The organism is Magnetofaba australis IT-1, assembly GCF_002109495.1.
GTDB lineage: Bacteria > Pseudomonadota > Magnetococcia > Magnetococcales > Magnetococcaceae > Magnetofaba > Magnetofaba australis.
Genome location: NZ_LVJN01000020.1, coordinates 1,196,432 through 1,214,633 on the forward strand (window position 1 = coordinate 1,196,432; position 18,202 = coordinate 1,214,633).

Annotated in this window: 15 protein-coding genes; 10 read left to right on the forward strand and 5 right to left on the reverse strand. The window is 62.3% G+C overall.

Annotated elements, in window-relative coordinates; translation table 11 throughout:
* Positions 1–29: 29 nt before the first annotated feature.
* Positions 30–1,205, forward strand: coding sequence for a GGDEF domain-containing protein (locus MAIT1_RS17420; protein WP_158089588.1), 1,176 nt, complete (start codon positions 30–32; stop codon positions 1,203–1,205).
* Positions 1,206–1,280: 75 nt separating this feature from the next.
* Here MAIT1_RS17420 and MAIT1_RS17425 read toward each other — a convergent pair whose 3' ends face one another.
* The 3 genes from MAIT1_RS17425 to queA form a co-directional block, all read right to left on the reverse strand.
* Positions 1,281–2,852: an HD-GYP domain-containing protein gene (locus tag MAIT1_RS17425; protein WP_085444818.1), complete on the reverse strand. Its 1,572-nt coding sequence runs from the start codon at positions 2,850–2,852 to the stop codon at positions 1,281–1,283.
* Between the two features lie 178 nt (positions 2,853–3,030).
* Positions 3,031–4,137, reverse strand: coding sequence for a tRNA guanosine(34) transglycosylase Tgt (gene tgt, locus MAIT1_RS17430; protein WP_085444819.1), 1,107 nt, complete (start codon positions 4,135–4,137; stop codon positions 3,031–3,033).
* A 230-nt stretch (positions 4,138–4,367) separates the two neighbouring features.
* Positions 4,368–5,402 carry a tRNA preQ1(34) S-adenosylmethionine ribosyltransferase-isomerase QueA gene (gene queA, locus MAIT1_RS17435; protein ID WP_085444820.1) on the reverse strand — a complete coding sequence of 345 codons (1,035 nt, stop codon included), beginning with the start codon at positions 5,400–5,402 and terminating at the stop codon, positions 4,368–4,370.
* Positions 5,403–5,632: 230 nt separating this feature from the next.
* Here queA and MAIT1_RS17440 point away from each other — a divergent pair, with 230 nt between their 5' ends.
* Positions 5,633–6,217: a hypothetical protein gene (locus tag MAIT1_RS17440; protein ID WP_085444821.1), complete on the forward strand. Its 585-nt coding sequence runs from the start codon at positions 5,633–5,635 to the stop codon at positions 6,215–6,217.
* Here the strand turns inward: MAIT1_RS17440 and MAIT1_RS17445 are convergent.
* Positions 6,171–8,720 carry a DNA internalization-related competence protein ComEC/Rec2 gene (locus MAIT1_RS17445; RefSeq protein ID WP_158089589.1) on the reverse strand — a complete coding sequence of 850 codons (2,550 nt, stop codon included), beginning with the start codon at positions 8,718–8,720 and terminating at the stop codon, positions 6,171–6,173. The two genes, MAIT1_RS17440 and MAIT1_RS17445, sit on opposite strands and share 47 nt — an antisense overlap.
* A gap of 260 nt (positions 8,721–8,980) precedes the next feature.
* On the opposite strand from MAIT1_RS17445, the gene MAIT1_RS17450 reads away from it, so the two are divergent.
* From MAIT1_RS17450 to MAIT1_RS17480, 7 genes are all read left to right on the forward strand, one after another.
* The gene (locus MAIT1_RS17450; protein ID WP_085444823.1) at positions 8,981–9,247 is read left to right on the forward strand and encodes a hypothetical protein; all 267 of its coding nucleotides are present in this window, start codon (positions 8,981–8,983) and stop codon (positions 9,245–9,247) included.
* A gap of 423 nt (positions 9,248–9,670) precedes the next feature.
* Positions 9,671–11,614 (forward strand): acetate--CoA ligase, encoded by a 1,944-nt coding sequence (gene acs, locus MAIT1_RS17455; RefSeq protein ID WP_085444824.1) that lies wholly within the window; start codon positions 9,671–9,673, stop codon positions 11,612–11,614.
* Positions 11,615–11,913: 299 nt separating this feature from the next.
* Entirely contained in the window at positions 11,914–12,996 is a 1,083-nt protein-coding gene (gene serC, locus MAIT1_RS17460) for a 3-phosphoserine/phosphohydroxythreonine transaminase (protein WP_085444825.1), read from the forward strand.
* Positions 12,997–13,263: 267 nt separating this feature from the next.
* Entirely contained in the window at positions 13,264–13,764 is a 501-nt protein-coding gene (locus MAIT1_RS17465) for an EF-hand domain-containing protein (protein ID WP_158089590.1), read from the forward strand.
* 104 nt (positions 13,765–13,868) lie between these two features.
* Positions 13,869–14,516: an RNA polymerase sigma factor gene (locus MAIT1_RS17470; RefSeq protein ID WP_158089591.1), complete on the forward strand. Its 648-nt coding sequence runs from the start codon at positions 13,869–13,871 to the stop codon at positions 14,514–14,516.
* Positions 14,513–14,869 carry a hypothetical protein gene (locus tag MAIT1_RS17475; protein WP_143814908.1) on the forward strand — a complete coding sequence of 119 codons (357 nt, stop codon included), beginning with the start codon at positions 14,513–14,515 and terminating at the stop codon, positions 14,867–14,869. Before MAIT1_RS17470 ends, MAIT1_RS17475 begins: the two co-directional genes overlap by 4 nt.
* 82 nt (positions 14,870–14,951) lie before the next feature.
* On the forward strand, positions 14,952–15,578 hold the full coding sequence (locus MAIT1_RS17480) for a hypothetical protein (protein ID WP_143814909.1): 627 nt from the start codon (positions 14,952–14,954) through the stop codon (positions 15,576–15,578).
* Between the two features lie 310 nt (positions 15,579–15,888).
* Here the strand turns inward: MAIT1_RS17480 and MAIT1_RS17485 are convergent, their stop codons facing one another.
* The gene (locus MAIT1_RS17485) at positions 15,889–16,800 is read right to left on the reverse strand and encodes a sulfurtransferase (protein WP_085444830.1); all 912 of its coding nucleotides are present in this window, start codon (positions 16,798–16,800) and stop codon (positions 15,889–15,891) included.
* Positions 16,801–16,952: 152 nt separating this feature from the next.
* On the opposite strand from MAIT1_RS17485, the gene MAIT1_RS17490 reads away from it, so the two are divergent.
* A complete protein-coding gene (locus tag MAIT1_RS17490) occupies positions 16,953–18,071 on the forward strand; it encodes a S1C family serine protease (protein WP_085444831.1) in 1,119 nt (372 codons plus the stop codon).
* The last annotated feature ends 131 nt before the right edge of the window (positions 18,072–18,202 follow it).

Here is an 18,202-nt window from a genome sequence, read left to right on the forward strand (position 1 = left end):
AGACGCTTACGACTGGAAGGATGGCCCGCGTGAATCAGCTTGTGCAATTTCTAGAGCGGTGGATGCTGCGCATGCACCTGAGCCCAGAGCACTTCTGGCTGCTGCTGGCGCCCAATCGGCATACGCTCTATTTCAATCATCATCGCGCCGCCATCATCAGCACCCGGGTGCGCATCGCCTCGGCCAGCTTTGCGCTGCTGACGCTGTTGTGGATCCCGGTGGATATGCTGTTGTTGCCGGAGCCCGGGGCCACCATCATGGCTTTGCTGCGCGCCTGTGGGGTGGGGCTGTTCGTCTATCTGGCGTGGCCGGACGCCGCTTCGCGCAAGAATTTGGCGCGGGCGCAGGCGCGCTTGGGATTGATGCTGATGGCGCCCACGGCGCTCTATCTGGCCGCCGCCTATTTTCTCGCCGGCGTGCCCTTTTCCGGGCCTGATCTGGTGCTGGCGCAGCTCTATAAGATGTTGCCGTTTGTGGTGATTTCCGGCCTCTGCCTGTTCCCGCTGACGCTGATTGAGTCGGTGCTCTATGCGATTATTCTGGCCCCGCTGTTCGCCTTGGGCGTGTTGTTCAATGGCGACTATGCGTGGGAGTCGACGCTGGCCTCAATCTGGATCTTCGTGCTGCTGCTGGGCGTATTTGTCATGGCCGGTGTGGTGCAGCTGTTTTACATGTTCGCGCTGGTGGATCGGGTGAGCTATGACCCGCTGACCAAAGCGTTCTCGCGCCGTTCGGGGCAGGATCTGTTGGATCTGTACTACCACATTGCTGAATCCCACGACCGGTCGCTTGCCATCGGCTTTGTGGATCTGGATAACTTCAAGAGCATCAACGACACCTACGGCCACGAGGCGGGAGACGAGGCCCTCAAGCAGGCGGTGGAGGCTCTGAAAGGGTATATCCGGCAGGGGGATATGATCGTGCGTTGGGGCGGTGAGGAGTTTCTGCTGCTGCTGCCCAACGCCGATATCCGTGGCGTGCGCGCCGTGCTCGAGCGCATCACCGAGGGGTGGCTGGGGCTGCGTCCCGATGGGCAGTCGATGCTCACCGCCAGCATTGGCCTGGCGGAGCGCAAGGTCGATGGGGCGGAGGATTGGGAGTCTCTCGTCGAGTTGGCGGACCAGCGCATGTACGAGGCCAAGAACAGCGGCAAGGCGCGGGCGGTCTCTTGCAATGGCGAGGTGTTCGCTTCAGACCTGATTTGATCGGATCTGATCGGCTTATGAAAACGGGCAGGGGGCGCGGATCGCGTCCCCTGTTTTGTTTTGTGTGGGAAGGGGTTAGCGGAAACCGGTGGCGACTTGCTTGAGAAAATCGTCGTCCGGGCACTGGAGGTAGGGGGCCAAGTCCAGTTCGAACAGCCCCACTTTCTGGAACAGATAGGCTTGGATGGCGTCCAGACTGACGCCCTGTTTGCTGGCGATGCGCGCCTTCAATCCCAGCGGGGTGTCGTCGATTTTCAGCAGCATCGCCTGTACGCGGAAATCGCCCTCGTCCTTAAGGAAGGCGATACGATAATCCACCCGTTTGGGCTTGATCCCCTCCCGCTCCAGATCGTCGGGCACGCCGAAGATGCGCCGTGCGCGCAACTCATGCAGGGTGACGCCCCGGTGGCGCTGCAACAGCTCTTCGTCCAGCCCGCTGCGCACCACCTTTTTGGTCAGCCCCAAACGCTCCAGCTCTTCGACGGAGAGTTTCCACTCCAACGGCGGCAGGTTGAAACGCTGCTTCAACTCCTCCTGCAGCGGTCGCGGGAAGGAGAAGAGCGGGAAGTGGGTGCCCGTGTGCAGCATGTTCTGGGCTTCGGGGCGCTGATGGAAGAGCGCATAGAACCCCTCTTTGAACAGCTGCGGATGGAATTTGCCCTGCTTCATCATGTCGACGATGATGAGCAGAATCTCCACCTCGAACTTACCCACCTTATGATAGGCGCGCGGCTCGCCCAGCGCGGTCCACACATCGCTGATGGCCAGATAGTTGCTGATGCGCCACGCCAATTGCCGGTCATCGCCGCGCAGGGTGATGTCGGTGCGCTCGGCGTCGGTGGTGAGAATCCCGTAGCCGCCCTGTAGGGTGAAGGTCTCATGGTGGCTGCCTGCGGCGAAGGAGAAGGGCTTGCTGATGCGCCCCTGCTCGGCCAGGAACTCCGCGCCGAGGGCCGCATGGTGCTTCATATGGGCGAATTCGTCGTTGGTGAGGGGACCCTGTTTGTCCAGGATAGAGAGCGGAATGAACAGTTTGCCCAGGTCGTGAACAAAACCGGCCAATCCCACTTGATGCACGATGGCGTCAGTCTCGCCCATGCTGCGGGCGATGGCCATGCCGCGCAGGCCGGTTTCAATACTGTGATTGCCGGTGCTTTCGTGGTGGTTGCGCAGACGCTTGATGCCCTCAATGGTCTCCACGTTGAGATCTTTGAGGATGCGCGCCACCATGCTGTCCAGATCGCCCAACAGTTCGTTGAGGAAGGTGAAGGCGGCGCGGGATTTGAGGGTGCGGATGGCGCTGCGCACCGCCTCGGGGTGGTCGATGTCGGTTCCGCGCATGTTCAATTCGTGCTGCACAATGCCCATGCTGCGTTCGCGGGCCTGCGTCATCAACTTCTGCGTGCGCGACATGGATTCCGAGAGCGCCTGCTCCTGGGGCGACCACGCTTCGACGCGCTCCACCCCTTTCTCCTGTCGCAGGCGCTGGAGCAGTTGCAGGGTGATGGGGGAGCCCGAGGGGACAAAGTGTTGATCTTCGCCGGGGCGGTAGACGCCCTCTTTGAGCACCATGCCGATCAGCGCTTGATCGGCGCCGTCGGCATTCAGGTCATAACTGTAGTTGGTGGATTTCTCTTGTTCCGCCATGCGTCTATCCCCGTTGTGGGGAGGCGTCGCCGCTTAGGGCGGGCTCGACGTCGCGCGGGGCCGGATTTTCATGCTGATTTCCAATGAATCGGCTGACCTGAATTCGAATGAATGCGCGAACTCCCTGCAAAAGAATACGCCGTTTTCGGAATGTCTGTCACTTGTTGGATGCAAAAAATTATCCGCCCGTCATCTCTGTTTCAATCTGCGCGCGCATCTCCGCCATGACGTCCTGGAAGTAGGTGAGATTGTGATTGGTCATCAGCCGATGGCCGAGGATCTCGTTGGCGCGGAACAGGTGGTGCAGATAGGCGCGGCTGTAGTTCTGGCAGGCGTCGCAGCGGCACTGTCCATCTACGGGGCGATCATCTTCAGCGAACTCGGCGCGTTTGATGTTCATGGGACCATTACGGGTGAAGAGCTGACCGTTGCGGGCGTTGCGGGTGGGGATGACGCAGTCGAACATGTCGATGCCGCTGGCCACCGCGTGGCGCAGATCCTCCGGCTTGCCCACCCCCATGAGGTAGCGTGGTTTGTCGGCGGGCAGATAACTGGGGGCGTAGCTCAACACTTCGCGCATCACCTCCTTGGGTTCGCCCACCGACAGTCCGCCCAGGGCGTAGCCGTCGAAGCCCATCTCGATGGAGCGCTCAGCGGACTCCTTCTTCAGATCGGGATACATCCCGCCCTGCACGATGGCGAACAGGGCGCGGCCTGGCTGCTCCTTGGTCTTGGCCTCCAGGCAGCGTTTGCCCCAGCGCAGAGATAGCTCCATGGATTTCGCTGCGTAGTCGCGTTCGGCGGGGTAGGGCGGGCACTCGTCGAACTGCATCATGATGTCCGCGCCCAGGGCCTCTTGAATGGCGATGGACTCTTCGGGGCCGATGAAGCGTTTGGAGCCGTCGATGTGAGAGCGGAACGACACCCCCTCCTCGGTGATTTTGCGCAGCTCGCCCAGGCTCCAGACCTGGAATCCGCCGGAGTCGGTGAGGATGGGGCCGCTCCAGTTCATAAAGCGATGCAATCCGCCCAACCGTTTGATGCGTTCGTGGCCGGGGCGCAGGAACAGATGGTAGGTGTTGCCCAGCAGGATCTGCGCGCCGGTGGCTTTGACCTCTTCGGGGGTCATGGCTTTCACGGTGCCGGCGGTGCCGACGGGCATGAAGGCGGGGGTTTCGATGGTTCCGCGCGGGGTGTGCAGGCGGCCGCGGCGCGCGCCGTTGGGCGCGGTTCCGAGCAGCTCGAAACGAAAGGGTTGGGTCAGATCGGCGGAGAATCGGGACATAACGTGTTTCGCTCTAATGGCCTGAGAGAAGGCGTCCAGTGTTTGCGTGACGGAATGGGAGCTAGCGCTGACTATTGGCCGCCGACTGGTCGGCGGCGGGGTCTGGGGCCTGCGGCCCCAGCGGGTGCAGGGCGGCGCCCTGCCGGGTTGAGGGCGGAGCCCTCATGGGGTTTGGGGCGAAGCCCCAATATCTTAAATCTTCCAAATAATACAGCAGATGCCCCGTCTACTCACGGCACAGCCAGCATGGCGTCGCCATAAGAGTAGAACCGGTACTGCTCGGTCATAGCATGGACGTAATCGCGATCCAGCCGCTGTTTGCCAATCAACGCCGACACCAGCATCAGCAGGGTGGATTTGGGCAGATGGAAATTGGTGATCAGGAGGTCCACCGCGCGAAAGCGATAACCGGGACGGATGAAGAGGCGGGTCTCGCCGCTGCCGGGGTGGACCACGCCCGCCTCATCGGCGGCGGACTCCAGGGTGCGCGCCGAGGTGGTTCCCACGGCGACGATGCGCCCGCCTGCGGCGCGGGTCTGATTGATCAGATCGGCGGTCTCCGGCGTGACCGAGAACCACTCGGCGTGCATGACGTGCTTGTCCAAGTCCGACTCGCGCACCGGTTGAAACGTGCCGAGGCCCACATGCAGGGTCACATGGGCGCGCTTGACCCCCATATCACACAGCTCGGAGAGCAGCTCGGGGGTGAAGTGCAGGCCCGCCGTGGGGGCGGCCACCGCGCCGGGCTGGTCGGCGTAGACGGTCTGATAGCGCTGCTTGTCGCGCTGGGGATCGTCGGATTGGATATAGGGCGGCAACGGCATCTGGCCATGCTGCTCCACCGCAGCGTCGATGCTGGCGTCGTCGCATACCAGTCGCGCCCGCGCCGAACCATCCTCCTGGCGCGCTTCGAATATCGCGCGGAAGGTGGGGGAGAAGTGGATCTCGGTTCCCGGTTTGAGCGGCTTGGAGGTCTTGGTCAGCGCCTCCCAGGTCCCGGCGTTGTCCAGCGGCTTGACCAGAAACAGTTCGACTTTGCCGCCGCTGGCCTTCCGCCCCATCAAACGGGCGGGGATGACGCGGGTGTCGTTGACCACCAGCAGATCGCCTGCGCGCAGATACGCCTTGATATCGCCAAAGCGGCGGTCTTCAATGGAATCGGGCAGGCTCACCAGTAGGCGCGAGGCGTCGCGCGGCTCGGCGGGCGCCTGGGCGATGCGCTCAGGCGGCAGGGGGTAGTCGTAATCTTCCAGGCGGTCGGTCATTTGTGAAGTTTGTTATTGTTAAGATGAAAGAGGCTGGGCCTCCGGCCCAGACCCGGCCAGGGCTTTGCCCTGGACCCATGAGGGCTCTGCCCTCAACCCGGCAGGGCTCTGCCCTGCACCCGCCAGGGAAATGATTTCCCTGGACCCTCGTTAATTTTTGTTCTGAGCGTTCACGCACTTTTTGGATTTGTCGTCGGCATCGTTCAGACTTGTTGGAAAGGCGAAATGCTATGTCGAGCGTTCTCGAAATCGCCGTGGCGATTACCGACGATGTCGCCCCCCACGCCCTGCTGGCCGAGGCCGCGCAGCGTTTTCCCGACGGCGTTGTCTGGCGGCTCTTTTTCACCCATCACGGCGTGCATGCCGCCCTGCGTGACGAGTGGCGCGCCCTGAACGCCCCGGATTACGCCGTGTGCGCCTATAGTATGGAGCGTCTGCGCGCCGATGTCGCCCCCGCGCAATTTCCCCACATCACCTTCGGCGGTCTGGCCAACTTTGGCCGCATGCTGCGGGAGTGCGCTTATACCCTATCGGCGCCCGCCAGCCAATGGCCCGCATCGGCGCAAAGCGTCGGCGAAAAGGCGCTGCTGCTGGAGATCGCCCATGACGCCGATGCGCCGCTGATCAGTGAATCCCTGCGCATGGCGGTGGGGCTGGCCGCTTGCGGTCATGGCGTCACGGTGGTCGGCGCGCCTGGCCCTGAGGCGCAGCTCACCGGCGATGCGCTGGAGTGCCTGCTCACCCTGCCGCAACTGGGCGCACGCCTGATCAGCGCGCCGCCAGCGGACTGGACGGGGATTCATCTGCGCCTGTAGAGCAGAAGTCGGGCGCGGCGGGCGACCCCAGCCGCCAGGCGCGGCGCCACTGTGCCGTGGTGGTCACACACCACTGCGCGCCATCGCTGATCAGCGTGATGCCGCCCGCCTCATCGGTGCGCACAATCCGCGCGCCGCTCTGGGACCAGCGGCGCACCACTCCGGCATCGGGAAAGCGGAAGCGATTGAGCCGCCCGACGCTAAACAGCGTCAATTGCGGGGTTAACGCCTCCACCCAGGGTTGGGTGCTGGAGGAGCGGCTGCCGTGGTGCGGCGCCAACGCCAGGGTGACCGGTTGAATTTCTCCGCGCGCCAGAATCGCCTGCTCGGCTTCCTCTTCGATATCCCCCGGAAACAGAAATTTGTGCTGAGCGAACTGCGCCTCCACCACCAATGATGCGTTGTTGGAGTCGCGCCATTGATTGTTCGGTCCCGGATGCAACACGCGCCAACTGATGCCGCTGGCCTCCTGTTGTCCGTATCCCGCCGCCACATAGCGCACAGCGGCGCCATTGGCCCGCGCCAGGGTTTCCAGTTTTTTCATGGCGGCGCGATACCGCTCCTCGATATGCGGCGCGTCGGGCATCCACACTTGCCCCACTGGGAAGTTGCGCAGAATGCGCTGGGCGCCGGACATGTGGTCAAACTGGGCGTGGCTGATGATCAACCGCTTGATGCGCCGCGCGCCCTGCCGCCACAGCGCGGCGGAGATGATCCCTTCGCCGCTGTCGAAATAGCGCGAGCGGTAGCCGCCCGCATCAATGACATTCCAGCCGCCATGGGGGTCGCGCAGCAGCGCCGATTGCGCCTGTCCCACATCCAGCAGGGTCAGTTGCACTCTTCCCGGCGTCGGGTTGGGGTGGGGCCACAGCAGCGCCGCGCAGGTGATGGCGAGCAGACCCGCGGCGGGGCGCCACGCGCTCAGGGCGTGGGCGCAGAATGCGGCGAAGAGCGCCGCCAGAGCCAATCCCAGCCCTATGGCTGACGGACCAGAGACGCGCAGCCAACCGCCAGGCAGGCGCGCAACCCAACCGGCCAGGGCGTCCAGCGGTTGCAGCGTCAGCGCCATGCCGTTGAGCGTCAGGTTCGCCAAGGCGTCGCTGATTGAGTGCAACGCCAACGTCGCCAGGGCCAGCGGCATGGTGATGAGGCTCACCCATGGAATGGCGATGGGGTTGACGGCGAATCCCCACGGGGCCAGTTGATGAAAGTGGTGCGCCGCCACCGGCGCGGTGGTGAGCCCCACCAGGGTTGAGGCCAGCAGAAACTTGCCGCTCTTGTCCAGCCAGCGTCGCCAGCGCGGGGTGTCGCGCACATAGTCGATGCTCTGTTGATGCAGCGTCGGATTGACCTCTGGTCCGGGGCGCGTATAGACCGCCAGCAGCGTCGCCACCGCCACAAACGAGAGCTGGAAACCGGCCTCGGTAAGCTGATCGGGGCGCCACAGCAGCAGCAGTCCCGCCGCCCAGCCCAGGGCGCGCCAACTCTGATGGGCGCGATTGAGCGCAATGGCGATGAGGAAGATCGCGGCCATCGCCGCCGCGCGGGTGGTGGGCAGGCTCCAGCCGGTCAGTTCGCCATACAGCAGCACCAGGGGGATGGTGAGCAGGGCAGTCGGGCGTTTGAGGTCGAAGCGCGCCGCCCACCCGGGAATCAGGGTGAGGAAAAAGCGCAGCAGAAAGAAGCTCCATCCCGCCACCAACCCGACGTGCAGGCCGGAGATGGCCATGAGGTGGAAGATTCCGGCGCTTTGCAGACGCTCGCGGCCGCTGCGATCCAGCCAACCGCGCTTGCCGGTGAGCAGCGCCTCCACCATGCCGCGCTGCTCAGGCGGCAGCCGTGCGGCGATGCGCGCGCTCAGGGATTGCCGCCAGCGCGCGGTGGCGAATCGATCCTGGGATGTGAGCGTGACGGGAGGCTCGCGGGCGCTGGCGGTTGCGACCACCCCCCGCTGTCGCTGCCACAGGCCATAGTCGAACAGACCGGGATTGATGGAGCCGGTGGGCGGCTTGATGCGCGCAGTAAAGGAGATGAGGTCTCCAGGGCGCGCTGCGCAGGGGATGCGATACAGGGTGAGCTGCAGGAGGTCAGGTTGGGGAATCAGCAGCCTGTTGGCGGTGCGAACGTCGGTCAGATAGAGGCGTATGGCGTCAAAACGCGTCTCGCGCTCGGCGACGACGCCAGTGAGCGACTGCTTTTGCCCCGCAGCGGCGTTTAAACGATCGGAGGCGTTGATGTGTGGATTGGGCTGAGAGTGGAGATGCGCCGTCATCACGCCAAGCCCAACCCCCAGCAGCAGGGCGGGGAGAATCGTGCGCTGCGCGCGCGTCATGCGCCATAGCATGACCAGCGCAAGAACGCCCAGCGCGCCCAGCAGCCACTCCCAACTCTGCTTGTCTTCCAGCGGCGGGGCGAGAATGCCCGCAATCAGCCCCGCCAATAGTGGTGCATGGGGCAGCGTAAACGCCCGAGCGCACTTCAGTAGGTGAGGCGGAAAACTCAATGATAATAATCCTTTGTTGGCGATTTTATCATGTACTGGCGAACGCCGGAGTTGCATAAATATCATTCTGGTGAATAGTCGGGCTTTCCGCAACATGGGGAGAAAAAATTTGCTAGAGCCCCAAACCGTCCAGTATGATGTATAAATCACAAGGATGCTTGGGCCCGTGCAAAACCGCCTCGCGAACCTTCGTTCTGCGCACGGTTTTCAGACCCCTGCGAAAACGCCCGATACGCATTCTCTTCAAGGCCGGACCGAATATGCCCAACTCCCCAAAACATCTGTTTAAACGCTCGATTCTGATCCCCATCGCGTCAGTGGCGATTCTGGGTCTGACTCTGGGCGGCATCCTGACTATGGGCGATATCATCGCCGAGGACGCCGCCTTGGGGCCGGTTAAGGCGGCTGGCTGGGTCTTGGGTCCGGTGTTCCTGGTGTTGGGCTTGGTCTACTGGCTCTCCCATGTGAAAAAGTGCCCCAACTGCGGCAAGATCCTGTGGTGGAAAAAGCAGCAGACGCATAAGTGATGCGCCGCCTGACGGCGACCTTTGCAGAATTCCTCAAAACGGTGCGTTTCGCGCCGTTTTTTTATTGTCTTGGTCCTGATTATGAATTTCGTGAATGACATGCATGCAGTGTGCAATATGCTTCTTTTTTACGTCCATTAGCAAATTATTAAATATCATAAAAAAACAATATTATAGACTGTTCATTCACTAGATTCTCGAATGCGTCCCATAAAGAAATCAATGGATTCTCTTGCAACCGGGCTGGCGCCGGTTAGAATGTGGGGATCGAATTGTGTGAATTCCGTCAGACGGTCTGGCGGCGGCGAAACGGGCCGATGCGCCCGCAGCGCCCCTGCTATGGGTTTTTGTCGCCCGCAGCAGCGGTGGCCGATGCGCCCAGATGTCACCATGAGCGACCTATCACCAGGGAGATCCCGATTTATGAGCACGGAGAAAGTCTACCCCGTACCCGCCGAAGTGGCGTCCCGCGCCTTGATCGACGAAGCCAAATACAAGGAGATGTACAAGCGCTCCATCGAGGATCCCGAGGGCTTCTGGGCGGAACAGGCCAACGAATTCATGACGTGGTTCAAACCGTTCGGCAAGGTCATGGATTATGACCTGAAGAAGGGCCACATCCGCTTCTTCGAGGGGGGCAAGACCAACGTCTCCTACAACTGCCTGGACCGCCACCTGGAGACGCGCGGCGACCAGACCGCCATCATCTTCGAAGGCGACGACCCCAACGTCGACGCCAAGATCACCTATCGTGAACTGCATGAGCAGGTGAGCCGTCTGGGCAGCGCCATGCGCGACCTGGGCATCAAGAAGGGCGAGCGGGTCTGCATCTACATGCCGATGATCCCCGAAGCCGCCGTGGCCATGCTGGCCTGCGCGCGCATCGGCGCGATCCATTCGGTGGTGTTTGGCGGCTTCTCCCCCGACGCCCTCAAAGACCGCATCCAGGACTCCGAATGCTGCGCGGTGATCACCGCCGACTTTGGCAAGCGGGGCGGCAAGAGCGTGCCGTTGCGCGCCAATGTGGACAAGGCCTTGGCCAGCTGCCCCAGCGTGCGCAACGTGATCACCGTCAAGCATGTGGGCGAGGAGATTCCCTGGGTCGACGGCCGCGACGTGTGGTACCACGAGATCACCGCCGCCGCATCCGCCGACTGCCCGCCCGAGGAGATGGATTCCGAGGATCCGCTGTTCATCCTCTACACCTCCGGCTCCACCGGCAAACCCAAGGGCGTGCTGCACAGCACCGGCGGCTATAACCTGTTCACCGCCATCACCCATAAGTACATCTTCGATTACCAGGAGGGCGACGTCTACTGGTGCACCGCCGACGTCGGCTGGGTCACCGGCCACTCCTATATCGTCTACGGTCCGCTGACCAACGGCGCCACCACCCTGATGTTCGAGGGCGTGCCCTCCTATCCAGACGTGTCGCGCTTCTGGCAGGTGATCGACAAGCACCAGGTGACCATCTTCTACACCGCCCCCACCGCCATCCGCGCGGTGATGGGTCAGGGCAACGGCCCGGTGGAGAAGACCAGCCGCAAAAGCCTGCGTCTGCTGGGCACGGTGGGCGAGCCCATCAACCCCGAAGCGTGGGAGTGGTACTACCACATCGTCGGCGAAGAGCGTTGCCCTATCGTCGACACCTGGTGGCAAACCGAGACCGGCGGCATCCTCATCACCCCGCTGCCCGGCGCCACCGCGCTCAAGCCCGGTTCGGCCACGCTGCCGTTCTTCGGCGTCAACCCCAAGGTGCTGGACACCGAGGGCAAGGAGATCGACGGCCCGTGCGAGGGGATTTTGGCTTTTGACACTCCCTGGCCCAGCATGATGCGCACGGTGTATGGCGACCATGATCGCTTTATCAGCACCTACTTCGCCACCTATCCCGGCTACTACTTCTGTGGCGATGGCTGCCGTCGCGACGAAGATGGCTACTACTGGATCACCGGTCGCGTGGACGACGTCATCAACGTCTCTGGTCACCGCATGGGCACCGCCGAGGTGGAGTCGGCCCTGGTGCTGCACGAAGCGGTGGCGGAAGCGGCGGTGGTGGGCTACCCCCACGACATCAAGGGTCAGGGCATCTACGCCTACGTCACCCTGATGACCGGCGTGGAGGGCACCGATGAGCTCAAGAAGGAGCTCAACAAGCTGGTGCGTTCGGAGATCGGCCCCATCGCTTCGCTGGATGTGATCCAGTTTGCGCCGGGTCTGCCCAAGACCCGTTCGGGCAAGATTATGCGCCGCATTCTGCGCAAGATCGCCGCCTCCGAGGTGGACGCCCTGGGCGATACCTCCACCCTGGCCGATCCGTCGGTGGTGTCCGATCTGATCGACCACTGCCCGGTGCTCAAGAAGTAAGCGCAAGCGCGAGTTGTGCATGAATGTCAAAGAGCCCCCTCCCGGGGGCTCTTTTTCTTTTTGCGCCGGATGGAGGAGGGGAGTAAGCTGCCAGCCCGGGCAGACCAAGGTTTTGGGCCGCCGAAGGCGGGCAACGGAGGTCCAGGAGGGCCTCCCTCCTGGCGGGTCGCGGGCGGCGCCCGCGCGGGTCCAGGGCGGCGCCCTGGCGGGTTGAGGGCGGCGCCCTCATGGGGTTTGGGGCGAAGCCCCAATATCTCAAAGCTTCCCGGTCTTTATCCTTAATGAATGAGGGAGTCATCATGGCGCGTGTGTTTAATTTCAGCGCCGGTCCCGCCGCGCTGCCGCTGGCGGTGCTGGAGCAGGCCCGGGCGGAGATGCTGGAGTACCAGGATAGCGGCATGTCGGTGATGGAGATGACCCATCGCGGCAAGCACTTTTCCGCCATCCACGCCAGCGCCATGGCGCTGATTCGCGAGTTGATGGGCGTGCCCGACGACTACGCCGTGCTGCTGATGCAGGGCGGTGCCTCCAGCCAGTTCGCCTTCATCCCCATGAATCTGGTCACCGATCGCAATCAGACCATCGATGTGGTCCACACCGGCATGTGGTCGAAGAAGGCCATCGCCGAAGGGCGTAAATTCGCCAATGTGCAGGTGATCGCCAGCAGTGAGGAGGCCAACTTCTCCTATATCCCTGCTCAGTCGGAGTGGACGCCCACCCCGGGCGCGGCCTACCGCCACATCACCAGCAACAACACCATCTTCGGCGCCGAGTATCATTGGCAGCCAGAGGCGGGAGATGCGCCGCTGGTGGCGGATATGTCCTCCAATATCCTCTCGCGCCCGGTGGACGTTTCCCGCTATGGTCTGATCTACGCTGGCGCGCAGAAGAATCTCGGCCCCAGCGGCGTCACCCTGGTGGTGGTGCGCAAGGAACTGTTGGGGCGCAATCCCGATCTGCCGCAAATGTTCGATTTCAGCGTTCAGGCGGAGAAGGACTCCATGCTCAACACCCCGCCCACCTACGCCATCTACATCCTCAAGTTGGTGCTGGAGTGGGTCAAGGCGCAGGGCGGCGTGGCGGCGCTGGAGCAGCGCAATATCGCCAAGGCCGACAAGCTCTATGCCGCCATCGACGCCAGCGGGCTGTATAGCTGCCCCACGCGGGTGGATAGCCGTTCGCGCATGAACATCCCCTTCACCCTGGCCGATGATGCGCTCAACGCGCCGTTCCTGGCCGAGGCGGAGGCCGCCGGGTTGGTTAATCTCAAAGGCCATCGCTCGGTGGGCGGCATGCGCGCATCCATCTACAACGCCATGGAGATGGCGGGAGTGGACGCCCTGGTTGACTTCATGGCGGACTTTGAGAAGCGTCACGGCTAAGAAACTGCTGTGTATGATTTGCAAAAGGGGTCGCTTTGCGGCCCCTTTTTTGTTGCTCATTCAAGTGGATATCAATTTATTGAAAAAAATCGTCAGAGCTGCGTAACCCATTCCCCCGGTCAGGGCGACTGACAGGGTAATGCGACGGAACCTGTGGGACGCTTCATGAGGCGGCCCGCCAGTCATCCGGCGCGGACAAGAGCGCAACGCATGAACGTTGGCCGCCGCGCCACTCAAATTACCTATCCTGAGTTGAGGGGAAAAACGATGATGATCGGTTCCAGTACTTCGATGATGAGCATGATGAGCATGAACTCCACCCAGAGCGGCCAAGGCATGCGCGGTCCGGGTGGCGGACAAGGTCCGCAGGGCGGTCCGCCGCCGCTGCCGGAAGGGATTGAGCCGGGCTCCGCCGAAGCGCGGGAGTATATGTCTCAGAATCTCATTGATGAGAAAGATGTCGACGGCGACGGTCTGATCTCTCTGGAGGAGAGCGGCCTGGATGAGTCGATGTTCAATGAGATCGACACCGACGGCGATGGTCTGCACTCGCAAGAGGAGATCATGGCGCAGATGGAGGCTCATGAAGCGGAGATCATGCAACGCTTTGAAGAGGGCGGCATGATGCCCCCGCCGCCCATGCAGGGTGGTCAGGGTTTGAGTCAAAGCCAGGCCTCCAGCAAGATGGAGATGCTGCTGCAGATGCTGCAAAGCAGCGACTCGGAAGATTCCGAGATCAGCGACCTGTTGAGCAATTTGATCGGCTAATGGCCATTGTCGGCGGCGACGTTTCCGCCTGGGGCCCGCCGCTGGCGATTGTCAGGCGCGTGGGAGGGCGCTGCATGGCGGCCCTCCCGCGCAGAGGAAAAGGGATGATGCAGGCTCACGCCAAGCTTACGGATGAGGGCGAGGGAAACGAGGACGCAGCATCGGATGCGCGCTTGATTGAACGCGTGCGCGCGGGCGATGTGGAGGCCTTCTCGGAGCTGGTCAAGCGGCATCAGCGCTCCCTGTTTCGCGTCATTGGCGCGCACGTTCCCCCCGGCGAGGTGGCGGAGCTGGCGCATGAGTGTTTTATTAATGCATTCCAAAGCTTGGAGAAGCTGCAGCAGCCCGCGGCATTTCGCGGATGGTTGACCTCCATCGCCATGCGGCGCTGTGCGGACCATTGGCGCAGCGCCTATCGCACTGGAGCGCGACAGTCGACGCTGGATGTGGAGGAGAGCGAGTGGCTCGATGGCGCCTTGATGGAGCGCGCCACCGATAGTTTTCATAAAATGGCGGGGGCTCCGGAGACGCGACAGATTTTGCAAAAACTGTTCAGCTTCCTCTCCGCCGAGGACCGACTGGTCCTGGAGCTGTTCTACGCAGCGGAATACACTGCCGATGAGATCGCCCAGCGGATGGGGTGGTCGACACAAAAGGTCAAGGTGCGCGCCCACCGAGCGCGGCACAAGTTAAGGGATATATTCGCCAAGGAGATGGACGGATGGGGCGAAACAAGCATGGTGCGCCCGTGACGACGGCGACGCAACAACAACGGGAGCGGGAACGCGCTTTGGCGTTTGCCCGGCTGGAGACCATGATCGGTCAAGACGTGCGTGCGCGCAGCGCCGAGGCGCCTGAGCCCGATGAGATGTTTGCGCAGGATGTGATGCGCAGTATCCGCACGTTGCAGGCGATGGGGGCGGAAAAACGACCATCGATTCTGAGCTACTTCATCGAACGGGTGTTTGGGCCCTGTCTGGCCATGAGCGCTGCGGCCACGGCGGCGTTGGCGCTGTATGTCTCGGTGCGCGAACAGAGCGTCGAGCAGCAGTTGGTCATTACCCTGGCCCAACAGATGACGGGACCGGGTCTCGGTCTGTATTGACGGTTCGCTTCCGCCTACGCCGCACTGATTCGGTGGGGCGGGGCGTGGGATTGAGCGCGTGAACAAAGAAGGGAGGCGGACCATGCCGACTAAGGAAGAGGCGAAAGCGTGGTCAGCAGCAGGATTGCTGTTTTTAGGCGGAGTCGCCGTAGGAGCGTTGGGCATGGAGGCGTGGTTGCCCCATGACGCGCCGCACCGGGCGTTTCGTCCGCCGCCGCCGCAGAGCGGCAACCATGTGGCGAGTCTGTTTGCCCGCCAGTTGGATCTATCCGGGCAGCAGCAGGATGCGCTGAAACCGGTGTTTGATGATCTCTACAAGGCGTTTCGCGCCAAGCGCATCGCCTGCGCCAACGAGATGGAAAAGACCATGGAGGAGTACTTCCTGCGCATGGATCCCGTCCTGAGCGCCGCGCAGAAGGCCAAACGCGACGCGGTGCATGAGCGTATTAAACTGTTCCGCGCCAAAGGATTGCCGCCGCCGCCGCCCCATGAGATGGAGAACCTGCTCAAACAGGATCTGGAGACGGTGCAAAAGCAGGTGGACTCCGAAAGTGAACGCGCTGAGAAATATGGTCCGCCGCCCGGCATGGGCGGCCCACCGCTGGGCCACTTTGGTCCACCGCCGGGAGGGGGAGGATTTCCCCGTGGACCCGGCGGCCCGGGCGGTCCCGGTGGTCCCGGTGGTCCGCCGCCGATGATGCCCTATTGAGGGGCTGAGGAATATAGTCAGTCGAATTCAAAATTGGACATTGGCGATTTTGAAAATGGAAGATATCGAGGGCTTTGCCCTCGAGCTCCCAAGATCAAAATCCAAGCCGTGGGCTCCGCCCACACCCGCTGGGGGCGCGGCCCCCAGACCCCGCCGCCGACCTGTCGGCGGCCAATAGTCAGCGCGAGCTTCACCTACGTCACGCAAACATTGGTCGTTCTGTGCAGTTTTAGTTTTGACTCACTATAAAAAAAAGGCGTTGCGCCAAAATTGCGCAACGCCTTTTTTATTGCTGGTTTATCAAGATCCTTCAGGGGGTGATCAGCGCCTTGATGGGGCGTTCGGGGTTGCGCGCCCAGTTGGCCATGGAGGCGTCGTACAGTTTGACGTCGGCAACGCCGAGCAGTTCGCGCATGACAAACCAGTTGAGGGAGGCGCGATGGCCGGTGTGGCAATAGGTGATCTGCGGCTTGCTCAGATCCACCCCTTGCAGCGCGAACACTGCGCGCAGGGTCTCAGCGCTGCGCAGTTTGCCGCCGCCGTTGACGGTGATCCAGTCATACGGGACGTTGGTGGCGCCGGGGATGGCGCCGGGGCGCTCTTCCGGGGTGACATAGAGGCCAATGTACTCGGCCACGCTGCGCGCATCATTGACGCCGACATGGTGCTTGGCGGCGTCCAGAATGGTCTGATCGGTAGCCAGAATGTCGTTGTTCACTTTGGCCACATACTGCGTCGGCTTGGGTTTGGCGGGAACAGCTTGGGTCAGGAGTTTGCGCAGCAGCGGCTGCGGCAGGCCCGATAACCCTCCATCCAGAATGGACGCCTTGTCGTGGCCGATCAATTTCAGCGTCCAGAAGGCGCGGGTGGCGGAGGCCAAATCACCGGCGGAGAAGCCGCCGGAGAGCAGCACAATGTGGGTCTCGGCAGTCACCCCCAAAGCACTGAGCATTTTCTCCATCTGCTCGGGCGAGGGGGCCATGCCGCTCAGATCTTTGCGCTCCATACGCCATTTTTGATAGGGCGCGCTGAACGATCCGGTCACGTGAGCGCGCTGGTACTGTTGCGCAGGGCGCAGATCCAACAGGGCGACGCCGGCATCGCCCGCGTGTTCGGCAAACCACTGCGCATCCACCACCGAGGATGCGCGCGCAGCGTGGGAAAATCCGATAAGAACAATGGAAATCAAAACTGCGACAAATGTTGGAATGTATCGTTGCATAAGTCCGGTTCCTGCAAAAGTTGGGCGGATATGGGGAGTAATCTATCGAAATGCGTCGGTTATTACCAGCATGACCGTTGGACTTCATTGCAATATCCGTCATCCTGTGGCGGAGTGAGTTTTCCGCCAGGGCTCTTCGAGGAGGAGGGGATATGCAGGGTTCGCAGCCATCCGATCGCGCCAAGGCGCTGTTTTGGGTTGTGATTGTGGTGGCGCTGGGAATGGCGTTCCGCCCGGAGATCCAATCCTGGTTGGTGACCCTCAGCGCCGACCCTCGCGCGGTGACGCCCCGCGGCGACCTGGCCGCAGATGAAAAAGCCACCATCGAAATTTTCAAACGCGGCAAGCCCGCCACGGTCTATATCACCACCGTGCGCCATGTGCGCAGCTTCTGGAGTCGCAATATTCTGCGCGTGCCGGAAGGCACTGGCAGCGGCTTTATCTGGGACGCAGATGGGCATGTGGTGACCAATTATCATGTCATCAAGGGAGCCGCCGAGGCGCAGGTGCGGCTCTCCAATCAGCGCTCGTTTCCGGCGCGGCTGGTGGGGGCGAGCCCGGAACATGATCTGGCGGTGTTGCGCATCGATACCGGCTTGACCCGTCCCACGCCGGTTCCCATTGGAACCAGTCACGATCTGCAGGTGGGACAGAAGGTGTTCGCCATCGGCAATCCGTTCGGCTTGGACCACACCCTCACCACCGGGGTGATTTCGGCGCTGGACCGCAGTATTGATAATGAAGATGGCGGGGTGATCGACCACCTGATCCAGACTGACGCGGCGATCAATCCCGGCAATAGCGGCGGTCCGCTGTTCGATAGCGCCGGACGGCTCATCGGCATCAACACCGCCATCTACAGCCCTTCGGGGGCCTATGCGGGGATCGGGTTCTCCGTGCCGGTGGATACGGTCAATCGCGTTGTGCCGCAACTGATCGCTCATGGTCGCTATCAACGCCCCAGTCTGGGCATCAGCGCCAATGATGACATCAGCCAGCAGATTCTAGGCGAGTCCGGGGTCAAAGGGGTGGTGGTGCTGGATGTGGCCAATGGCTCCACCGCCCACGCTTTGGGGCTGCGCGCCACCGAGATCAGTCGTGGCGGCGGCGTGCGTCTGGGCGATGTGATCGTGGCCCTGGATGGCGAACCGGTCCCCGATGTGGCGGCGCTGCAAAGTCTGCTGGATGAGCGCCGCGTTGGGCAGGAGGTGGCGCTCAGCGTGCTGCGCGACGGCGCGCGCGTCACCCTGAAGGGGGCGCTGCGCCAATGATTCAGATTCCATCGGGTTGTTTACACAGGAAAATGCTTTGGAACTTGGCGCTGGGCGCCGAAGAGATTGAGAGTGGCGTCTTGCCTCCGAGTGAGGGAAAACGCTAACAGCGTGTTTGCATCGTGTGGTCT

Bases quoted from the DNA above. Each gene is read 5' to 3' on its own strand.
- MAIT1_RS17440 (WP_085444821.1), top strand. From the start codon at position 5,633: ATGTCGAGCGTTCTCGAAATCGCCGTGGCGATTACCGACGATGTCGCC.
- queA (WP_085444820.1), bottom strand. From the start codon at position 5,402: ATGACCGACCGCCTGGAAGATTACGACTACCCCCTGCCGCCTGAGCGC.
- tgt (WP_085444819.1), bottom strand. From the start codon at position 4,137: ATGTCCCGATTCTCCGCCGATCTGACCCAACCCTTTCGTTTCGAGCTG.
- MAIT1_RS17450 (WP_085444823.1), top strand. From the start codon at position 8,981: ATGCCCAACTCCCCAAAACATCTGTTTAAACGCTCGATTCTGATCCCC.
- MAIT1_RS17465 (WP_158089590.1), top strand. From the start codon at position 13,264: ATGATGATCGGTTCCAGTACTTCGATGATGAGCATGATGAGCATGAAC.
- MAIT1_RS17490 (WP_085444831.1), top strand. From the start codon at position 16,953: ATGCAGGGTTCGCAGCCATCCGATCGCGCCAAGGCGCTGTTTTGGGTT.
- MAIT1_RS17470 (WP_158089591.1), top strand. From the start codon at position 13,869: ATGATGCAGGCTCACGCCAAGCTTACGGATGAGGGCGAGGGAAACGAG.
- acs (WP_085444824.1), top strand. From the start codon at position 9,671: ATGAGCACGGAGAAAGTCTACCCCGTACCCGCCGAAGTGGCGTCCCGC.
- serC (WP_085444825.1), top strand. From the start codon at position 11,914: ATGGCGCGTGTGTTTAATTTCAGCGCCGGTCCCGCCGCGCTGCCGCTG.
- MAIT1_RS17485 (WP_085444830.1), bottom strand. From the start codon at position 16,800: ATGCAACGATACATTCCAACATTTGTCGCAGTTTTGATTTCCATTGTT.
- MAIT1_RS17425 (WP_085444818.1), bottom strand. From the start codon at position 2,852: ATGGCGGAACAAGAGAAATCCACCAACTACAGTTATGACCTGAATGCC.
- MAIT1_RS17480 (WP_143814909.1), top strand. From the start codon at position 14,952: ATGCCGACTAAGGAAGAGGCGAAAGCGTGGTCAGCAGCAGGATTGCTG.